Below are 17,641 nucleotides of genomic sequence, written 5' to 3' on the forward strand. Positions count from 1 at the left end.
CGATTCCTTCAGGCGAGCCGCGCCGGTGGCGCTTCGCGTTTATCCATCGGCAGCAGCGTGACGACGACCACGCCGATCACCAGCAGCACCGCCGAATACAGCAGCCCCGCCGAGAAACTGTGCGTCGCGTCCCGCAGCCATCCGACGATCAGCGGGTTGAGCGCCGAACTGATGTTGCCCGTCGCGTTGATCACGGCGATGCCGATAGCGCGTGCGCGAAAGCTCAGCGCATGATCGGGCGTGGTCCAGAAGATCGACATCGCCGTGTACGAACCCGCCGACGCGAGGCACACGCCGAACATGCGCATCGCCGGATTCGCCGAGTATGCGGTGCACAGCCAGCCCGCAGCGGAGAACAGCATCGGAATCATCAGATGCCATTTGCGTTCCCGCTTGCGGTCCGAGCGGCGTCCCCACCAGATCATCGCGACGATCGTGCACACCTGCGGAATCGCGGCGAGCAAGCCAATCGTGCGATTGCTCGCATCCGCGCTGAAGCTCTTCACGATCAGCGGCGTCCACACGGCAACCATTGCCAGCGTGTTCACGAGGCAGAAGTACGCAATCGCGAACTTCACGACAGCCGGCGACAGCAGTTCACTGACGATGCTCTTCTGATCATTCGTATGAGCACTCACGGTAGCGCTCTGCTTATGTTCCGCAGCAAGTGCCGCGGCAAGCGTGCGCTTCTCTTCATCATCGAGCCAGCGCGCCTTTTGCGGGCTGTCGTCGAGATACGCATACACGACAAGACCGAGAATCGCCGACGGCAAGCCTTCGAGCAGGAAGAGCCATTGCCAGCCCTTCAACCCGAGCGTCCCGTCGAGTCCAAGAATGAAGCCCGACAACGCCGAACCAACCGCGGCCGTCACGGGCATCGCAATCATGAACAGCGCGTTGGCGCGCGCCCGGTACGCGGCCGGAAACCAGTAGGTCAGATACAGCAGAATGCCTGGCAGAAAGCCCGCTTCCGTCACGCCGACCAGCACGCGCAACACGTACAGCGTGCCGGGGCTCGACGCGAACATCGTCGCCGTCGACGCAAGCCCCCACGCAATCATGATCGTGCCGATCCACCTGCGCGCGCCGATGCGCGCCAGCACGACGTTGCCCGGAATGCCGAACGCGATGTAGGCGACGTAGAAGAGCGTCGTCGCGAGACCGAATTGCGTGCTCGTGAGCCCGAGGTCCTTCATCATCGTCAGGCCGGCGAAGCCGATGTTGATGCGGTCGAGAAACGAGAAGAAAAACAGCACGAACAGGAACCCCAGCAGATGCCGCGATACCTTGGCGATCACCGGCTGTTCGTGCGCATGCGGCGCGGTGGTGGCAGGCGTCGCATGCAGCGCGCCGGCTCGCGAGGAGGTGTCCATACCGTTGTCTCCGATGTTGTCGCTTTCTGATGCGTCGCAGTATGGAGCGCGGCTATGTGCTGCCTGTCCTCATTTTGGGTACAACGTGGGGCCTGTTAAGGCCTGGGGAAAACGCGGATAAGTCAGCGGAAATGCGTGCTGAAAAAAGAGGAATGCGTCAGGCCTTGCCCGGCCCAATGCACAGCGCAAACAGCTGCCGCTGGCTCGAAATGCCGAGCCGCCGGAACGCGCGCTTCTGATACGTGACGACGCTCGTCGCCTTGATGCCCATCGTGTCGCCGATTTCCTGCGCGGTGCGTCCTTCGAGCACGCCCGTCAGCACGTCGAGTTCGCGCTTCGACAGTTCGGGACAGAGGCCGCGCACGCGCGCGAGCATCAGATGCGAGATCGCCAGATCGCGCTGGCCGCAGATCGCGTAGTGATGCTTCGCTGCGTGTGCGATCAACGGCGCCATCGCTTCGATCAACGCGATCTCGCGCGGATGGTAATTGCCGAAGCGTCGGTCGCGATACAGGTTCACCGAGAGCCAGATATCGGGCGTCGGCTGCACGAGCAGCGACACGCGGTCCGACACGTTCGGCTGCTGATAACACGCCGCGCGATACGCTTCGTTGAGAATGTCTTCGCTCGTCTGCTGATGCAGCACGAGTGTCGAGCCGGCCTTGTCGTTGCGCGCCGACGAAACGATCTTCTGGTTGCCGTCGAGCGCATAGAAGTGGCGCGCGTAAGTATCCGCCACGTCGCGCAGAAAACGCCCGCCGCGATGGTCCGCCACAGAAACAGTACGCGGCCGGTTGCCGAACTCGTACGCGAAGATCGTGCACTGCGAAATCGCCGCGATGTCGCCGAGCAGTTTCAGCACTTCGGCGGCGAGCGCATTCGAATCGTCGCTGCCGATCGACGATACGAGGCCCGTCGCGCGGCTGAGATCCAGCTGCCCTTGCGAGACGGGACGGTCGAGACGCCATGAACGCATGATCGGAGTACGGCCAGAAGCGGCGAGAGAAAACGTGGAATCGCATCATTTTAATCTGCGCGGCGTTTACGCATAGCCGGCTGGCGCTTCGACATCCAGACCGATGCAAAAACATCGGCTCCGCTTGAGCGCATGCATAAAAACACTTCACGCCATTACGAACAATCCCGCAAGCCGCCGCGAAATTGCCTACAGTGAAAAGTTCAAACGCTCGTGCCGTTTTCATAGATGGCGCGCGCGACCCGCGTGCCGCATCGCAACATCTTCCGGAGATGAGTTATGGCGACATGGAAACCCGATCCGACTTTCTATCCTTCCGCGCGCATGGCAAGCAGCGCGCCGAAGGAAACTGTCGCGTATGTGGCGAGCTTCGATCCGTCGCGCGAAACGCCCGACGAGCTCGCCGTCGTCGATGTCGATCCGGGCTCGGCGGAATATGGGCGCATCGTCGGCCGCGTGGCGATGCCCAATACGGGCGACGAGCTGCATCACTTCGGCTGGAACGCGTGCAGCTCGTGCCTGTGTCCGAACGCGCCGCATCCGCATACGGAGCGTCGCTATCTCGTCGTGCCGGGGCTGCGCTCGTCGCGCATCCATATTCTCGATACGAAGCCCGACAAACGGCAGCCGCAGATCGTACGCGTGCTCGAACCTGCGGAAGTCGCGGAAAAGGCGGGCTATACGCGCCCGCATACCGTGCACTGCGGGCCGGCGGGCATCTATGTGGTGTCGCTCGCGAATGCGCAGGGCGAAGCGCCCGGCGGCATTTTCCTGATGGATCACGAGACCTTCGATATTCGCGGCCAGTGGGAAATCGATCGCGGCCCGCAGGAGCTGTCGTACGACGGCTGGTGGCATCTCGGCTACGACACCGTCGTGACGAGCGAATGGGGCCTGCCCGCGACGTTCGAGAACGGCCTCGTGCCGGAAGTGCTGCTGGGCGGCAAGTACGGGCATCGGCTGCACTTCTGGGACATGAATACGCGCAAGCACAAGCAGGTCGTCGACTTCGGCGCGGAGAACCAGCTGGTGTTCGAACTGCGTCCCGCACACGATCCGACCAAAGCCTACGGCTTCGTCAATTCAGTGATCAGCCTCAAGGACCTGTCGGCGTCGATCTGGACGTGGTATCGCGACGGCGATCAATGGGCCGCGCGCAAGGTGATCGAGATTCCCGCCGAGCCCGCCGACGCCTCATTGCTTCCGCCCATGCTCAAAGGCTTCGGCGCCGTGCCGCCGCTTGTCACGGATATCGCGCTGTCGCTCGATGACCGCTTCCTGTACGTGTCATGCTGGGGCACGGGCGATCTCAGGCAATACGACGTCTCCGATCCGATGAAGCCTGAATTGACGGGCACGGTGCGCATCGGCGGGATTGCCGCGCGGGCGACGCATCCGGCAGCAGGCGAGCGCCCGCTGAACGGCGGCCCGCAGATGGTCGAAGTGAGCCGCGACGGTAGCCGCGTGTACTTCACCAACTCGCTGTACGGCGCGATTGACGAGCAGTTCTATACGGAAGGGATCGACGGCTGGATGGTCAAGCTCGACGCCGGGAAGAACGGCGGCCTGAGCGTGGCGAACGACTTCTTCGTCGACTGGCCGAAGTCGCATCGGCCGCATCAGATCCGGCTGGAAGGCGGCGATGCGTCGTCGGATTCATATTGCTATCCGTGAGCATGCAATGAACGGCGTGTGGGCAACGGTGATCGGCAGCGGCATTTTTCATGGCGTGAACCCGGCGATGGGCTGGCTGTTCGCGGCCGCGCTCGGGCTTCAGCATGGCAGCCGCAAGGCCCTGCTGATGGCGCTGCCGCCGCTCGCGCTCGGGCATGCCGTCTCCGTGATGTTCGTGACGACGTCGGCCGTCGCGCTCGGGCTCTTCACGCACACCGAACATCTGCGCACGGTGATGGGCGTGCTGCTGATCGCGTGGGCCGCGTATCACCATTTCTATGGACACAAGCAGCGCGTGCGCGTCGGCATGACGGCTGGCTTCGTCGGGCTCGCGCTGTGGTCGGCAGCAATGGCGACGATGCACGGCGCGGGCTTGATGCTGCTGCCCGCGTTGTTGCCGCTGTGCGGCGCGGGGGTGCCCGTCGGCAGTTCGCTCGAATCGGTCGGTCAGGTGACGGCTGTGCATACCGTCGTCACGCTCGCGACGGCAAGCGCGATCGCGCTCGCCGCCTATCAGTATCTCGGGCTCGGCATGCTGCGCCGTGGCTGGGTCAATTTTGACTGGCTCTGGTGCGGCGCGCTGACCGTCACGGGCGTGCTGATGATCGTCACCGGCTAGCTGCACGCAGTGTTCGAACGGGTCCCGAATAACCTCACCTTTCGCTACAGTGCCGTGCGGGTTGCGAGCCAACTCACCGTTGCGCGGCTCCCGGATAGTCTCACCTGAAGCGCAATCGTGAGCGTATCGATGACAGGCAAGCTCACCATTCCGGAGACATCGCGATGACGACCGCCCGTCCATTCCTGCTGTTCCAGGACCACAACGCCGAAGAAGCGATGAAGTTCTACGTATCACTATTCGACGACGGCCGGATCGTCGAAATCGTCCATTACGCGCCGGACGCGCCGGGGCACGAAGGTTCGGTGATGAAAGGCACGTTCCATGTCGCGGGGCAAACGGTGATGTGCACCGACAGCATCGCGAGGCACGACTTCACGTTCACGCCGGCGTTCTCGCTGTTCGTCGACTGCGATTCGCAAGCGCAGCAGGAGAAGCTGTGCGCGGCGCTGTCCGAAGGCGGCGCGCAACTGATGCCGATCGACGACTACGGCTTCAGCCGCCGGTTCGCGTGGGTCAGCGACCGCTTCGGCGTGTCGTGGCAACTGAACCTGCCCTGACCCGGGCATGACATCCTTCATATCAATTCCGTTATAGAGCGCATAACGGATTTCAATTTCGACCTCGATATTGGCTTACGACCATCTCCGCTGACTCCCCTTTCCCGTCTCCGGAGATTTCATGAAAATAAGAATGGCTCGCGCAGTCATGCGCTCGCTGCGTCTTCCTGCTGCGCTTCTGGCCGCCCTCGGCGCCACTGCCGTGTTGAGCACGGCCGCCTTGGCTGCGGAACCGCTCGGCGTCGCATTCGTCTACCTCGGCAATCCCGGCGACGCCGGCTGGACCTACGCGCACGAGCAAGGCGTGAAGTCGATCGAAACGAAGTTCGGCGACAAGATCAAGGTGACGCGCGTCGAGAACGTGCCCGAATCGGCGGATTCGGAGCGCGTGTTCCGCGACCTCGCGAGCAAGGGGAACAAGATCATCGTCGGATCGAGCTTCGGCTTCCAGGACTTCGAACTGAAGACCGCCAAGGACTACCCCGATATCGTCTTCGAGCACGCAACCGGCTACAAGAAGGCCGCGAACTTCGCGACCTACGACGTGCGCACCTATCAGAGCGCCTATCTGGCAGGGCTCGTCGGCGGCTATACGACGAAGAGCAACACGCTCGGCTTCGTCGCGTCGGTGCCCGTGCCGGAAGTGGTGCGCAACATCAATGCATTCACGATGGGCGCGCGCTCGGTCAATCCGAACGCGAAAGTGAAAGTAGTGTGGATCAACACCTGGTTCGATCCGGGCAAGGAAAAGCAGGCAGCCGAAACGCTGATCGGCCAGGGCGCCGACGTGCTGATCCAGAACACCGATTCGACGGCTACGATGCAGACGGCCGAGCAGAAGAAGGTGCATGCGTTCGGCTGGGATTCGGACATGAAGCAGTTCGGGCCCAACGCGCAACTGGGCGCATGCGTGAGTTACTGGGGTGTCTACTATTCGCATCTGATCGAGCAGGTGCAGTCGGGCAAGTGGACCAACGCGCCGACGTGGTGGGGTCTCAAGGAAAAAGCGATCGACCTCGCGAGCATCAACACGCAAGCCGTGTCGCCTACCGCGCAGAAAGCGCTGGCGCAGAAGCGCGACGACATCATCGCAGGCAAGTTCGACCCGTTCTCCGGGCCGATCAAGGATCAAGGCGGCGTGATCAAGGTGGCAGCGGGCAAGTCGCTGTCGGATGCGGATCTGTTACGGCTGAACTGGTTCGTGCAGGGCGTCGACGGATCGCTGCCGAAGTAACGCTCACGTGAACAATCACGGAGGAGACACCGTTTGAGCCTGACCAATCCCTCGAAACAGAACGCGTCGGACTTCCCCGAGCAGGGGCTTGCGCCGACGCGCGAACAGATCGTGCGTCATCTGCGTCGTGCGAGCGTCGTGGCGGAGCGCGCGACACTGATGGGCCATCATCCGTTCGGCGCGATTCTCGTCGGCCCGGATCAGGAGACCGTGCTGATCGAACAAGGCAACGTCGATACCGTCAATCATGCGGAATCCGTGCTTGCGCGCATTGCTGCGCTCAACTTCACGCCGCAGTATCTGTGGAGCTGCACGCTCTACACGACCGTCGAGCCGTGCTGCATGTGCGCGGGCACCGCGTACTGGGCGAACATCGGGCGCGTGGTGTTCGGGATGACGGAAGAACGTCTGCTGCAAGCCACCGGTAATCATGCTGAAAACCCAACGATGAGCGTGTCGTCGCAATACGTCTTCGATCATTGTCAAAAGCGCGTCGAGTTGATCGGGCCTGTCGCCGAAGTCGAAGAAGAAATCATGCAGGTACAGCGCGCGTTTTGGGCTTCGCGTTCGAACTGAATCGCATCGCATTGTTAAATGATTGCTCGCATCACCGCAACGATCTGTTCTCCCGCACCTAGCTATTCATAGGCAGATTCGCCCACTACCATTCGCGTTCAATCGGAAGCGGCGTCATTACGTCGCACTCCACAGTGAACAGAACACGCGAAGGTCCTCGATTGCCTATGACGTCCCACGCTTCTTCTCAAAGCGCAGGTAAGAGTCTGCGCTACAGCCGCACGGCCATTGCGCTGCACTGGCTGATCGCGCTGCTGATGATCTGCGGCTTCTATCTCGGCTGGATCATGACGGACATTCCGGGCTTCACGCCGACGAAGCTCAAATACGTCTCGTGGCACAAGTGGATCGGCGTCACCGTGTTCGCGCTGGCCGTGCTGCGCGTCGTGTGGCGCGCAACGCATGCAGCGCCGCCGATGCCCGTCGCGATGCCCGCCTGGCAAAAGGCCGCCGCGCACGCGACGCACGCGCTGCTCTATGTGCTGATGCTTGCCATTCCAATCACCGGCTACTTCTTCAGCTCGGCGGCGGGCGTGCAGGTCGTGTACCTCGGCGTGCTGCCGCTGCCGACTTTCATCGGCCCCGATCAGGCGCTGAAGGCCATTCTGCGCACCACGCATATCGCGTTGAACTACACGCTGCTCGTGCTGTTCGCAATGCATGTGCTTGCGGCGCTCAAGCATCAGTTCGTCGAACGCGACGGACTGCTGGCACGCATGATTCCCTTCCTCAAATGAGCGCGCTTTTCAAGGCGCTTTCACGTTGAACTTACGCTGGATCATCGAATGAACATGAAGAACTACTCTTATCGCCGCGTGCTGGCGGGCGCCGCCGCCGTTCTGTTCGCCGCCGCGTCGCCGGCGTTCGCGCAAGTCGATGCGGGCAAGAGCACGGTCGTCGCGACATCGAAGCAGATGAACGTGCCCGTCGACGGCACGTTCAAGAAGTTCAACGCACAACTGACATTCGATCCCGCGAAGCCGACGGCAGGCAGCGCGAATCTGTCGATCGACACCGACAGCTACGACCTCGGCGACCCCGAATACAACAAGCAGGTGCGCGGCAAGGAATGGTTCGACAGCGCGACGTTCCCGAAAGCGACCTTCGTTTCGACAGCGATCGCGCCCGCAGGCGGTAATCAGTACAAGGTCACGGGCAAGCTGACCATCAAGGGCAAATCGCAGACGGTCACGGTGCCTGTTTCAATCACGCAGCAGGGCGCGACGCAGACGTTCGACGGCTCGCTGCCCATCAAACGCACGCAGTACGACATCGGCTCGGGCGAATGGAAAGATACGTCGGTGGTCGCCGACGACGTCGTCATCAAGTTTCACATCGTCGCCGCACAGCATTAAGCGCGCGGGGCACACTCATCAACTTAGGAGAATAACGTGAAGAAACAACTGTTGATCGCAGCGGGCGCGCTGATCGCGGGCATGTCGTTCAATGCAATGGCAGCCGATACGTACCAGCTCGATCCGAACCACACGTACCCGAGCTTCGAAGCCGATCACTTCGGCGGCATCTCGGTATGGCGCGGCAAGTTCAAGAAGTCGAGCGGCACGGTGACGCTCGATCGCGCAGCGAAGACGGGCACGGTCGACGTGACGATCGACACGACGTCGATCGATACGGGCAACGACAAGCTCGACAAGCATCTGCAAACGCCCGAGTTCTTCGACGCAGCGAAGTACCCGACGGCGACCTACAAGGGCACGCAGATCCGCTTCGACGGCGACACGCCCGTCGAGGTGATCGGCACGCTGACGCTGCATGGCGTGACGAAGCCGCTGAACCTGAAGATCGAATCGTTCAAGTGCTTCATCAACCCGATGCTCAAGCGCGAAGTGTGCGGCGCGGAATCGACGGCGACGTTCGATCGCGCGGACTTCGGCATGGACTGGGGCAAGTCGTACGGCTTCAACACGAAGACCGTGTTGCATATCCAGACGGAAGGCGTGAAGCAGTAAGCGCTTCGAGCTGACTGCTGCGCGAGCCGCCTTCGGGCGGCTTTTTTTATGCTGCGGCCTTTGCGTAGCGCCAACGCGAACCGCTCCCGTAAACGCTCACCTATCGACGGTTTCGCGCCGACATGCAGTGAGCTTTTGTTGGTCCACTTCCATCACTTCTGCGCGAACAGTCCTGTCGCCGCGGGCTCGACGTGCCTGGCATGGTCTCTGCCTTTGAATGGGCAATCCCGCAAGCAAGCGGGCTTCACGCCGAAGGAGCAAGATGATGAACACGCTCACCATCAAAGATCTGTCCGTCAACGCAACCCTCGACCGCGCCGCGCTCGCGAACGTGCGCGGCGGCATCGGCAGAACGCCGCCCCAGATCGCCGCGTGGGAATTGTCCGGCAAGCCCGCGACATGGCAAGGCCTCGTACTCGGCGACGACGGCCGTCTGCATCCGCCGACGCCGTAACCGCCCGACGCCCACGGTTGCAAAACGCGCGACGGGTGTCCGTTCAACTGATAGCGGCTACCGTCGAGGATCGTCGAACATGTCACAGAGTCACTGGGATGTCGTGATAGCAGGCGGCGGCCTGGGCGGCGCCACGCTCGGCCGCGCGCTTGCGATGCACGGCGCTCGCGTGTTGATCGTCGAGCGCGAGCTGGCCTTCAAGGACCGCGTGCGCGGCGAAGGCATGCTGCCGTGGGGCGTCGCGGAAGCGCGCGCGCTCGGCATCGACGCGCTGATGCGCGACAGCGGCGCGTGCGAAGTCCGCTGGTGGAAACGCTATCTGAACGGCACAGCACGCGACACCCGCGATCTGATCGCCACCACGCCGACGAACAACGGCTGCTTCAACTTCTATCATCCGTCAATGCAGCAGACGCTGCTCGATGCGGCGCGCGATGCGGGCGCCGTAATCAGGCGAGGCGTGACGGTAGTCGGACTCGAAACGGGCGATGCACCGGTTCTCCTGATACGTACGGAGAACGGCGACGAGCGTTTACAGGCGAAGCTGGTGATCGGCGCGGATGGCCGCCGTTCCGTCATGCGACGGCTCGCAGGCTTCACGCAGAATCAGGACGCGTCGCGCCTCATCATAGCCGGCGTGCTGCATGAAGATCTCGATACGCCCGATGACACCGTTCACTATTTCCAGCAGCCATCCGCAGCACGAAGCGCGTTGATCTTTCCACTCGGCGAGCGGCGCTATCGCTCGTATTTCATCTACGGCGCGGGGACGCGCGAGCATCCGTTGAGCGGCAGTCACAGCGCGCAGACCTTCATCGACCTATCCGTCGAAACGGGCGTGCCGCGTGAATGGTACGCGGACGCACGCACGACGGGGCCGCTCGCGGCTTATCCTGGCGCCGATTGCTGGGTCAAGCATCCATATCGCGATGGCGTCGCGCTGATCGGCGACGCGGCGGCGACGTCCGATCCGTCGTTCGGCTGCGGACTCGCGTTGACGCTGCGCGACGTGCGCGTGTTGCGCGACTGTCTGCTATCGAACGACGACTGGTCCGCAGCCGCCGAAGACTATGCGCGTCAGCACGATGCGTACTATGCAGCGCTGCATCGTATCGAAGACTGGCTGACACAATTGATGTACGAAACAGGCGCGCTCGCCGATGCGCGCAGGGCGCGTGTGTTCCCGCATCTCGCGAAAGAGCCGCAGCGCGTGCCCGACCTGCAGGGCCGCGGCCCCGACAATCCAACCGACGATCACGCACGCCGCCGCTTCTTCGCGGAAGACGTCGCGACGGTATGAACCGCTAATCGCCGCCGTACTCGGAATACTTGCGCGAATCGCCGCGCACCTTGTGCGCCGGATACTTCGCGCGATTCAATTCGATCTTCTCCAGCACCGCCGCATAGAGATCGACGTCGAGCCGGTCGGCGAGCATCACGAGATACGCGAGTACGTCGGCCATTTCGTGACGGATTGCGGTGAGCTTGTCATCGGCGAGTTCGTTCTTTTCGCCCGACTGCAGCCATTGAAACGGCTCCAGCAATTCGCTCGCTTCGACGCTCAATGCCGTCGCGAGATTCTTCGGCGAATGAAAGCGCGACCAGTCACGCTCGTCGACGAACTGCCTCAACAGATCGCGCACCGCGAGCAGATCGCTGCTGCGTTCCTTCTCCATACGGACACTCCACTCAAACCTTCAACACAGAATCATTGCCCCGTCCGGCCAAGTATCAACCGATGCACGGGCGCGCCCGGCAGGAACGACGTCTTCTCACCGCGCACCCAGGCTTCATGACCGGCGAGAAAGTATGGCGACAGCGGATGGCCCGACTGTCCGCCCGGCATTTCGAAGATGCCGCTCTGCTCGCGTCCCGGCGATACGATCATCCGCTCCGATGCGCCGAACGCCGGCGCCTGCACGCGCGGCATGTTGATGTCGCCGGGCAACGGATCGTGCGGCGCGCCGAGCCAGCCGCGCACCCACGGCAGCCACGCCGGCACGATGCGCGCAAACGGATGCTCGATGGCCGCACGATTGCGCTCGCCCCAGCGCGCCTGTTCGATCGGCGTATCGGGTGGCAACTGAGCAATCGTGCGATCGATGCGGTCGAGCACGAACGCGCGCCAGTCCCTGAAGCCTTCCGGCATCCACGCGTGATGCTCGGCGAGCGTCTCCATCACGGCTTCATAGCGCGAGTTTGCAACGCGCAGACCGAGCGGCGGATTACCGTTGCCGCCGCCCGGCATCGCACCGGCAAGTTCGGCGTCGAGCCTGCCGAACCACGCGTCGTACAGCGAGAAGAAGAAACCGCGCGTGATGCGATAGCCAACAGCGTCGACATCCGCGCGTCCATTCCATGCGACCAGTTGCTGCCGGAACGCCGCGCGCTGCGGATGGCCTTCGAGCGCGCCAGCATCGAGCGCTTCGAGCGCCACGCGCCGCCAGACCTCGATCCATTGCGCGCGGTCGTCGGTCTGGATCGACAGCATGGCGTGTTCGTCCGGGCTCGGCGCGGCGAGCAGATCGTCGCGAATCTGCGACGCGCGCGCGCCGAGGTCGGCGCCCGAGTCGCCGATCAGCACGGCGTCGCGCGACATCACCACGCGATTGTTCGCCGTCCACAGGCGGCCGAGGGGCGGATCGACGCGCTTCGGATACGACGCGGGCGGCAGATAGTGCTGCCAGCCTTTATACGTCGCCGAATCGTACGGTGTGTCGCTGTCCGGGCCGTTTTGCACGTCGGCCGGATCGCGCTGCGGCAGCGGCCCCGCCAGCGTCCAGCCGATCTTGCCGCGCGAGTCCGCGACCATGATGTTCTGGGTCGGGAGGCCGCTGGTTTGCGCGACGCGCAGCGCTTCGCCGATCGTCTTCGCGTCTTCGAGCTTTTGCAGATTGAGGTTCACGGCCTCGCGATCGTGCGCGACCCAGCGCAATGCATACGCGCGCGCGCCGATCGTCAGTTCCGGTCCCCAGCGCGTTTCTGCCACCGGCAAGTCGACGCTCTCGCCGCCCTTCACGTCGATGCGCTCGTGATAGACGGTCGCGCGCGCCCACGCGCCATCGGGCGTGCGGTACTGCAACCGGTCGGCAGCATTGCGATGCAACTCGATCAGGTCGATATAGCGGCCGTAGCTGTTCGTGAAGCTCCACGCGATCTTGCCGTTGCTGCCCGCAATCACGAGCGGCGCGCCGGGCAGGCTCATGCCCGTCAGCGCGTGCATCGGCAGTCCGTCACCCGCGGGCCACATCAGCGAAACGCGATACCAGATGTTCGGCAGCGACAGCCCGAGGTGCATGTCGCTCGCGAGGATCGCGCCGCCATGCGCGCTGTGCGCGCCGTCGACGACCCAGCCGTTGCTGCCCACAGCCGATTCGCTCACGTCCTCAGTCTGCTCGCTTGCGACGCTCGCGGGCTTCGGTGCCGAGAGCCAGTCGGGGCGCGTCGAAGGAATGCGTGCGGGTTCGACGCGCGGCGTCGATGCGCTGTCGAAAGGCGCATCCCAATGGCTCGCGGCGGGGAGCAGGAACGTGTACAGATCGGCGTCCACACGGTCGCGCAACACGGCGCGCGCAAGGATGCGGCGCGTTTCGGACGATTGCAGATCGAAGTACATCGCGTAGACGACCAGCAGCGAATCTTCGGCACGCCACGGCTCGGGCTGCGTGCGCAGCATCCAGTATTCGAACGGCCGCGACGACAGCGCCGCGAGCCCCGCATTGACGCCCGCCGTGTAGCGCTCAAGCAGTTGCCGCTGATCGGCGGGCATCGCTTCGACGATGGCGTGCGCGCGAGCGCGAAAGCGGTGCAGCCGATTGCGCCTGTCGAGTTCGAGCGCGTTCGGGCCGACCAGCGCCGACATCTCGCCCGCCGCGACGCGCCTGAGCAGGTCCATCTGAAGGAAGCGGTCCTGCGCGTGCAGGAAGCCTGTCGCGTACGCGACATCGTCTCGCGTCGCGCCGTGAATGGTCGGCACGCCGAGCGCGTCGCGCTCGATCGTCACCGGCGACGACAGCAACGACGCACGCTGCGTGCCATCGAGCTGCGCAAGACTGCCGCGCAGCAGCAGCCAGCCACCGAGCAGCGCCGCGCCCAGCAACGTGACGACGAGGCCCGCCAGCACGAGCGCGGCGAGGCCGACGGATTTACCGATCGATCTGCTTGACGACTGACTTGCGACGGCGGGACGACGGCTCATCGTTCGGGTTCGTAGTGGTTCGGGGAATCGGGACGTCCGGGCATTGTGCACGAAGCAGTTTGCACGCTCGCATTCGACTGTAACGAAAGCGCTGACCATCCAACATACTGGAATTTTGATCCAGTATGCTAGACGCCATGGATATCAACGCACTGATTGCGCGCCGCGTGCGCGAACTGCGCGACAGCCACGGGCTGTCGCTCGAAGCGCTCGCCGAACGCAGCGGCGTGAGCCGCTCGGCTATCTCGCTGATTGAGCGCGCACAAAGCAGCCCGACGGCAACCGTGCTCGACAAGCTCGCCACCGCGCTCGGCGTCGTGCTCGCGTCGCTGTTCGAAGCGTCCGCGACGCCCGCCGAGGCGCCATCGCCACTCGCACGCGCCGCAGAGCAGGCTGTCTGGACCGATCCCGGGTCCGGCTATGTGCGGCGCAGTCTGTCGCCGGCGCTGCCGTCGCCGATCCAGTTAGTGGAGGTTCACTTTCCCGCCGGCCAGCGCGTCGCCTACGAGACCGGTGCGCGCGACGCCGAAATCCATCAGCAGATCTGGCTCATCGAAGGCGCGATGGAAATCAGCGCCGGCGACGCGCACTGGCGGCTCGAAGCGGGCGACTGCGTGGCGATGCGTCTCGATTGCCCGACCGTGTTTCACAACCCGACGCGCAAACCGGCGCGCTATCTGGTGGCGCTGTCGACGCTGCCCTTTTCATCTGTGAGGAGAAACGCATGACGGAAACGATTAGCGTGCGGCGCGTCGGCGCGCACGAAGCCGCGCAGTGCATCGACAGCCTTGCCGATGTGCTGATCGATTGCGTCGCGGGCGGCGCTTCCGTCAGCTTTATGTGGCCGCTCGCGCGCGACAAGGCGATCGCGTTCTGGCAGATGGTGGCGGCGGGCGTCGAACGCGGCGAGCGCGCGCTGCTGATCGCGGAAGACGCGGACGGGCGCATCGCCGGTACGGTGCAGCTCGTGCTCGCGCAGCCCGACAACCAGCCGCATCGCGCGGATCTCGCGAAGATGCTCGTGCATCGCCGCGCGCGTCGGCAAGGCGTCGCGCATCGGCTGATGGCCGCCGCCGATGCCGTGGCCCGCGACGAAGGCAAGACCGTGCTCGTCCTCGATACCGTGACGGGCGGCGAGGCCGAGCGCGTGTATGAGCGTGCGGGCTGGCAGCGCGTCGGTGAAGTGCCGAACTATGCGTTGATGCCGGATGGATCGTCCTGCGGCACGACCTTCTATTTCAAGCATCTTTAAAGCAGCCGCTCGACCGTTACGCAAAAAAGGGAAATATAAGATTTGACAAACGTTTGCGGATTAGGGAAATCAGCCCTTAATCTTTTCCGCCTTGCGCCGTTATCGCTAGAGCATTCCCAATTTTTTCTCAGGCGATATGGCTAAGACCATCCCGTTTCCCGGCAGCAATCAGGCAACGCGCGCGCGGCAAGCAAAAGCAATGCTTCTGCCCATCCCACGCAGCATGGCTGTCGAGCTGATCCTGCCCGTGCACATTGCCCTCGACGCGCTGCGTCGCGGCGCAGGCAGCATGAGTGCCGCGCAGACGCTCACGCAGACGATGCTGCTGACCGGCTTTCTGTGCGACCTCGGCTACGGTGAGATGACATACGATCAGCTGCGCACCGCGGATCAGGCGCTCGCCGTCACGTTCGAGCGCGGCCGTACGAGCGACGAGTGGCGTATCGACGAAGCGCATATCGAGCTGCTCTCGCACATCGTCAGCACTTACGACGCGCAATTGCAGCGCGCGCCGCTCAGCGCGCTGACGGATGCGAGCGCCCGGCTCGACCGCATCATGGCAAACGGCGACGCGGAGCCGACCATCCGCAAGCAGGCGTAACGGTTGCTGGACGCCAGCTCCCGAAAACGCTCACCGTCACCGAAACGCGCGAACCAGCGCTTCTGTCCGTCTTCGTTGCGCATCCCTTTGCCGGGCAACGCGTGACCCGGCTAAGGGCAACATCAAGCAGGCATTGCCTGTATCCTCTGCTGTACCTGACGCGCCGTGCGAACGGCGACGTTCGTTCGACAGTGGAGAAGCTTCATGACAGACGACAAGCGCAGCCCAGACGACATCGATCCTGATCTGCTCGAAGTGGCGCGCGAAATATTCGACGCAGCCCGGCGCGGCGAAGCGAACATGCTGGCTGCCGTCATCGAGAAAGGCGCGCCGCCGAATCTGCGCAACGAGAAAGGCGACAGCCTCGTGATGCTCGCCGCGTATCACGGCCATGCGGATGCCGTGCGCGTGCTGCTCGAACGCGGCGCGGACCCGAACCTGCGTAACGACAACGGACAGACTCCGCTCGCAGGCGCGGCCTTCAAGGGCTTCAAGGATGTCGTGCAGACGCTGCTCGCGCATGGCGCGGACGTCGAAGGCGCGTCGCCGGACGGACGCACGGCGTTGATGATCGCTGCGATGTTCAATCGCACGGAAATGGTCGAACTGCTGCTCGCGCATGGCGCGAACCCTGACGCGCGCGACGCGAACGGCGTGTCGGCCGCCGATGCCGCAAGCCGCATGGGCGCACCGGAAACGGCCGCGCTGCTCGCGAAAAAGGCGGGCGCATGAAGCTGGAAGGCAAGACAGTCGCCGTCGTGGCGCCGGCTGGCGTGCCCGACATGCAGCACGTCGAGCAAAGCATCGCATTGCTCGAAAGCTGGGGCCTGCGCGTGCAGGTCGGCGCGCATGTGCGCGACCGCTATCGCTATCACGCGGGCAAGCATGAGGACCGCGCCGCCGATCTGCATCGCGCGTTGACCGATCCTTCCGTCGATATCGTCTGGGTTGCGCGCGGCGGCTACGGCAGCATTTATACGCTGCATGCGCTGCCCGATGCTGTGCCGTGCGCGAAAACGCTCGTGGGTTTTTCCGACGCGACTGCGCTATTCGGTGCGCTGCATGGCATGCCGAATGTGCGCGTGATTCACGGTCCGACGTTGAACGGGCTCGCGACCAAACTCGACGACGCTTCGCGCACAAGCATGCTCGCCGAGCTGCACGAAGAGCGCGCCGCGCCCGTGCCGTTGCAGCTTCTGTATGGCTCGGATGCGCGTCGTGTCGAAGGACATCTTGGGGGCGGCAACATCACCGTGCTCGCGAGTCTTGCGGGCACGCAATGGCAGGCGCGCTGCGACGGCGCGATCGTGCTGCTCGAAGACGTGACCGAGCTTGCCTATCGGATCGACCGCAGTGTCATGCAGTTGCGCGAAGCGGGTGTGTTCGATGGCGCGCGTGCCTTCGTGCTCGGCGATTTCATCCGCTGTCCGCTGCCTGAAAACGCGGACTTCACGTTGCACGACATGATGGTCGATCTGTTGAAGCCGTACAGCGTGCCTATTTACGCCGGCTTTCCGATCGGCCACGGTTCGCGCAATCACGCGTGGACGTATGGCGCGCCGGCAGCGCTCGAAGGCGATCAACTGGTGCGTTAGCGCGTCAGTTGCGTGATGACGTGCTGAACGGTTTCGATGCCGGGCGCGTCTTTGCTCAGCGCGTCGCGCGCGCACCACGGGTATGGCAAGCGGTTCGCCCAATTCAATATGCTCCCGGCGAATTCCGCGGGCAATGTCGACATCTCTTCGATCGTGATGTGCAGCCGCGTCACTCGCGACGATGCAACATCGCTCGTCCATTCGTAGCGGCCATAACCGACGCGCGCCGCGCCCGTCGCCTTTTCCGTCATGCAGACGAGCCAGTCGCACGAGAACTCGCTTTGGTTAGCAGTGGGTATCGCGCCGACGCAAAACGTGTACACGTTCTCGTACTTCAGCGCGAAGTCGCTCACCAGCACGGACGCAATCGCATCGCGCCCATGCGTTTCCTGGGGAAACGCGATGGCGGCCGTTTTCACGGTCATCGCCAAAGACGCATCGTGCGCGAATGCATCCGTCAACAGATGCGGACGGTTGCCGTCCTTCGCCAATATGTAGGATTCGATCGAGCCTTTGAGTTCAGTCATCTGTCAAAGCGTGTCAACGTAACGAGCCGATC

Annotated in this window: 20 protein-coding genes; 15 read left to right on the forward strand and 5 right to left on the reverse strand. The window is 63.5% G+C overall.

Going from position 1 to position 17,641, the window contains the following annotated elements; all coding sequences use genetic code 11:
• Positions 1-8 precede the first annotated feature (8 nt).
• Complete coding sequence (locus tag C2L64_RS32940; protein WP_007582839.1) at positions 9-1,373, reverse strand: MFS transporter; 1,365 nt, start codon at positions 1,371-1,373, stop codon at positions 9-11.
• A 157-nt stretch (positions 1,374-1,530) separates the two neighbouring features.
• Positions 1,531-2,349: a helix-turn-helix transcriptional regulator gene (locus C2L64_RS32945; protein ID WP_007582841.1), complete on the reverse strand. Its 819-nt coding sequence runs from the start codon at positions 2,347-2,349 to the stop codon at positions 1,531-1,533.
• Positions 2,350-2,628: 279 nt separating this feature from the next.
• On the opposite strand from C2L64_RS32945, the gene C2L64_RS32950 reads away from it, so the two are divergent.
• The 10 genes from C2L64_RS32950 (at position 2,629) to C2L64_RS32995 (ending at position 10,736) form a co-directional block, all read left to right on the forward strand.
• Positions 2,629-4,023 carry a selenium-binding family protein gene (locus tag C2L64_RS32950; RefSeq protein WP_007582843.1) on the forward strand — a complete coding sequence of 465 codons (1,395 nt, stop codon included), beginning with the start codon at positions 2,629-2,631 and terminating at the stop codon, positions 4,021-4,023.
• Entirely contained in the window at positions 3,992-4,642 is a 651-nt protein-coding gene (locus C2L64_RS32955; RefSeq protein WP_236674237.1) for a hypothetical protein, read from the forward strand. The genes C2L64_RS32950 and C2L64_RS32955 overlap by 32 nt, the downstream gene beginning before the upstream one ends.
• 164 nt (positions 4,643-4,806) lie before the next feature.
• A complete protein-coding gene (locus C2L64_RS32960) occupies positions 4,807-5,202 on the forward strand; it encodes a VOC family protein (protein ID WP_007582845.1) in 396 nt (131 codons plus the stop codon).
• Positions 5,203-5,323: 121 nt separating this feature from the next.
• Entirely contained in the window at positions 5,324-6,436 is a 1,113-nt protein-coding gene (locus C2L64_RS32965) for a BMP family ABC transporter substrate-binding protein (RefSeq protein ID WP_085954613.1), read from the forward strand.
• Positions 6,437-6,469: 33 nt separating this feature from the next.
• Positions 6,470-7,012 carry a nucleoside deaminase gene (locus C2L64_RS32970; protein ID WP_007582847.1) on the forward strand — a complete coding sequence of 181 codons (543 nt, stop codon included), beginning with the start codon at positions 6,470-6,472 and terminating at the stop codon, positions 7,010-7,012.
• A 167-nt stretch (positions 7,013-7,179) separates the two neighbouring features.
• Positions 7,180-7,749 (forward strand): cytochrome b, encoded by a 570-nt coding sequence (locus tag C2L64_RS32975; RefSeq protein WP_007582848.1) that lies wholly within the window; start codon positions 7,180-7,182, stop codon positions 7,747-7,749.
• A 54-nt stretch (positions 7,750-7,803) separates the two neighbouring features.
• Positions 7,804-8,367: a YceI family protein gene (locus C2L64_RS32980; protein WP_007582849.1), complete on the forward strand. Its 564-nt coding sequence runs from the start codon at positions 7,804-7,806 to the stop codon at positions 8,365-8,367.
• A 36-nt stretch (positions 8,368-8,403) separates the two neighbouring features.
• A complete protein-coding gene (locus tag C2L64_RS32985; protein WP_007582850.1) occupies positions 8,404-8,982 on the forward strand; it encodes a YceI family protein in 579 nt (192 codons plus the stop codon).
• Between the two features lie 265 nt (positions 8,983-9,247).
• Positions 9,248-9,436, forward strand: coding sequence for a hypothetical protein (locus tag C2L64_RS32990; protein ID WP_007582851.1), 189 nt, complete (start codon positions 9,248-9,250; stop codon positions 9,434-9,436).
• 79 nt (positions 9,437-9,515) lie between these two features.
• A complete protein-coding gene (locus C2L64_RS32995; protein ID WP_007582852.1) occupies positions 9,516-10,736 on the forward strand; it encodes an FAD-dependent oxidoreductase in 1,221 nt (406 codons plus the stop codon).
• 4 nt (positions 10,737-10,740) lie between these two features.
• Here the strand turns inward: C2L64_RS32995 and C2L64_RS33000 are convergent, their stop codons facing one another.
• On the reverse strand, positions 10,741-11,112 hold the full coding sequence (locus C2L64_RS33000) for a nucleotide pyrophosphohydrolase (RefSeq protein ID WP_007582853.1): 372 nt from the start codon (positions 11,110-11,112) through the stop codon (positions 10,741-10,743).
• A gap of 32 nt (positions 11,113-11,144) precedes the next feature.
• On the reverse strand, positions 11,145-13,634 hold the full coding sequence (locus tag C2L64_RS33005) for a penicillin acylase family protein (protein WP_007582855.1): 2,490 nt from the start codon (positions 13,632-13,634) through the stop codon (positions 11,145-11,147).
• Between the two features lie 137 nt (positions 13,635-13,771).
• Here C2L64_RS33005 and C2L64_RS33010 point away from each other — a divergent pair, with 137 nt between their 5' ends.
• The 5 genes from C2L64_RS33010 (at position 13,772) to C2L64_RS33030 (ending at position 17,082) form a co-directional block, all read left to right on the forward strand.
• A complete protein-coding gene (locus C2L64_RS33010; protein WP_007582857.1) occupies positions 13,772-14,362 on the forward strand; it encodes a helix-turn-helix domain-containing protein in 591 nt (196 codons plus the stop codon).
• Positions 14,359-14,886: a GNAT family N-acetyltransferase gene (locus C2L64_RS33015; RefSeq protein WP_007582859.1), complete on the forward strand. Its 528-nt coding sequence runs from the start codon at positions 14,359-14,361 to the stop codon at positions 14,884-14,886. Before C2L64_RS33010 ends, C2L64_RS33015 begins: the two co-directional genes overlap by 4 nt.
• A 136-nt stretch (positions 14,887-15,022) precedes the next feature.
• Positions 15,023-15,487, forward strand: a complete 465-nt coding sequence (locus C2L64_RS33020) for a hypothetical protein (RefSeq protein WP_007582861.1) — start codon at positions 15,023-15,025, stop codon at positions 15,485-15,487.
• Between the two features lie 204 nt (positions 15,488-15,691).
• Positions 15,692-16,219, forward strand: a complete 528-nt coding sequence (locus C2L64_RS33025; protein WP_007582862.1) for an ankyrin repeat domain-containing protein — start codon at positions 15,692-15,694, stop codon at positions 16,217-16,219.
• Positions 16,216-17,082 (forward strand): S66 peptidase family protein, encoded by an 867-nt coding sequence (locus C2L64_RS33030; RefSeq protein ID WP_007582863.1) that lies wholly within the window; start codon positions 16,216-16,218, stop codon positions 17,080-17,082. Before C2L64_RS33025 ends, C2L64_RS33030 begins: the two co-directional genes overlap by 4 nt.
• On the opposite strand, the gene C2L64_RS33035 is transcribed toward C2L64_RS33030, so the two are convergent.
• Positions 17,079-17,609: a hypothetical protein gene (locus C2L64_RS33035; protein ID WP_007582864.1), complete on the reverse strand. Its 531-nt coding sequence runs from the start codon at positions 17,607-17,609 to the stop codon at positions 17,079-17,081. The two genes, C2L64_RS33030 and C2L64_RS33035, sit on opposite strands and share 4 nt — an antisense overlap.
• Between the last annotated feature and the right edge of the window lie 32 nt (positions 17,610-17,641).

This window comes from Paraburkholderia hospita (genome assembly GCF_002902965.1).
Lineage (GTDB): Bacteria > Pseudomonadota > Gammaproteobacteria > Burkholderiales > Burkholderiaceae > Paraburkholderia > Paraburkholderia hospita.

What these genes read in the sequence shown, in the direction of transcription:
- C2L64_RS32940 (WP_007582839.1), bottom strand. Translation starts at nt 1,373, where the DNA reads ATGGACACCTCCTCGCGAGCCGGCGCGCTGCATGCGACGCCTGCCACC.
- C2L64_RS32945 (WP_007582841.1), bottom strand. Translation starts at nt 2,349, where the DNA reads ATGCGTTCATGGCGTCTCGACCGTCCCGTCTCGCAAGGGCAGCTGGAT.
- C2L64_RS32950 (WP_007582843.1), top strand. Translation starts at nt 2,629, where the DNA reads ATGGCGACATGGAAACCCGATCCGACTTTCTATCCTTCCGCGCGCATG.
- C2L64_RS32955 (WP_236674237.1), top strand. Translation starts at nt 3,992, where the DNA reads ATGCGTCGTCGGATTCATATTGCTATCCGTGAGCATGCAATGAACGGC.
- C2L64_RS32960 (WP_007582845.1), top strand. Translation starts at nt 4,807, where the DNA reads ATGACGACCGCCCGTCCATTCCTGCTGTTCCAGGACCACAACGCCGAA.
- C2L64_RS32965 (WP_085954613.1), top strand. Translation starts at nt 5,324, where the DNA reads ATGAAAATAAGAATGGCTCGCGCAGTCATGCGCTCGCTGCGTCTTCCT.
- C2L64_RS32975 (WP_007582848.1), top strand. Translation starts at nt 7,180, where the DNA reads ATGACGTCCCACGCTTCTTCTCAAAGCGCAGGTAAGAGTCTGCGCTAC.
- C2L64_RS32980 (WP_007582849.1), top strand. Translation starts at nt 7,804, where the DNA reads ATGAAGAACTACTCTTATCGCCGCGTGCTGGCGGGCGCCGCCGCCGTT.
- C2L64_RS32990 (WP_007582851.1), top strand. Translation starts at nt 9,248, where the DNA reads ATGAACACGCTCACCATCAAAGATCTGTCCGTCAACGCAACCCTCGAC.
- C2L64_RS32995 (WP_007582852.1), top strand. Translation starts at nt 9,516, where the DNA reads ATGTCACAGAGTCACTGGGATGTCGTGATAGCAGGCGGCGGCCTGGGC.
- C2L64_RS33000 (WP_007582853.1), bottom strand. Translation starts at nt 11,112, where the DNA reads ATGGAGAAGGAACGCAGCAGCGATCTGCTCGCGGTGCGCGATCTGTTG.
- C2L64_RS33005 (WP_007582855.1), bottom strand. Translation starts at nt 13,634, where the DNA reads ATGAGCCGTCGTCCCGCCGTCGCAAGTCAGTCGTCAAGCAGATCGATC.
- C2L64_RS33010 (WP_007582857.1), top strand. Translation starts at nt 13,772, where the DNA reads ATGGATATCAACGCACTGATTGCGCGCCGCGTGCGCGAACTGCGCGAC.
- C2L64_RS33015 (WP_007582859.1), top strand. Translation starts at nt 14,359, where the DNA reads ATGACGGAAACGATTAGCGTGCGGCGCGTCGGCGCGCACGAAGCCGCG.
- C2L64_RS33020 (WP_007582861.1), top strand. Translation starts at nt 15,023, where the DNA reads ATGGCTAAGACCATCCCGTTTCCCGGCAGCAATCAGGCAACGCGCGCG.
- C2L64_RS33025 (WP_007582862.1), top strand. Translation starts at nt 15,692, where the DNA reads ATGACAGACGACAAGCGCAGCCCAGACGACATCGATCCTGATCTGCTC.
- C2L64_RS33030 (WP_007582863.1), top strand. Translation starts at nt 16,216, where the DNA reads ATGAAGCTGGAAGGCAAGACAGTCGCCGTCGTGGCGCCGGCTGGCGTG.
- C2L64_RS33035 (WP_007582864.1), bottom strand. Translation starts at nt 17,609, where the DNA reads ATGACTGAACTCAAAGGCTCGATCGAATCCTACATATTGGCGAAGGAC.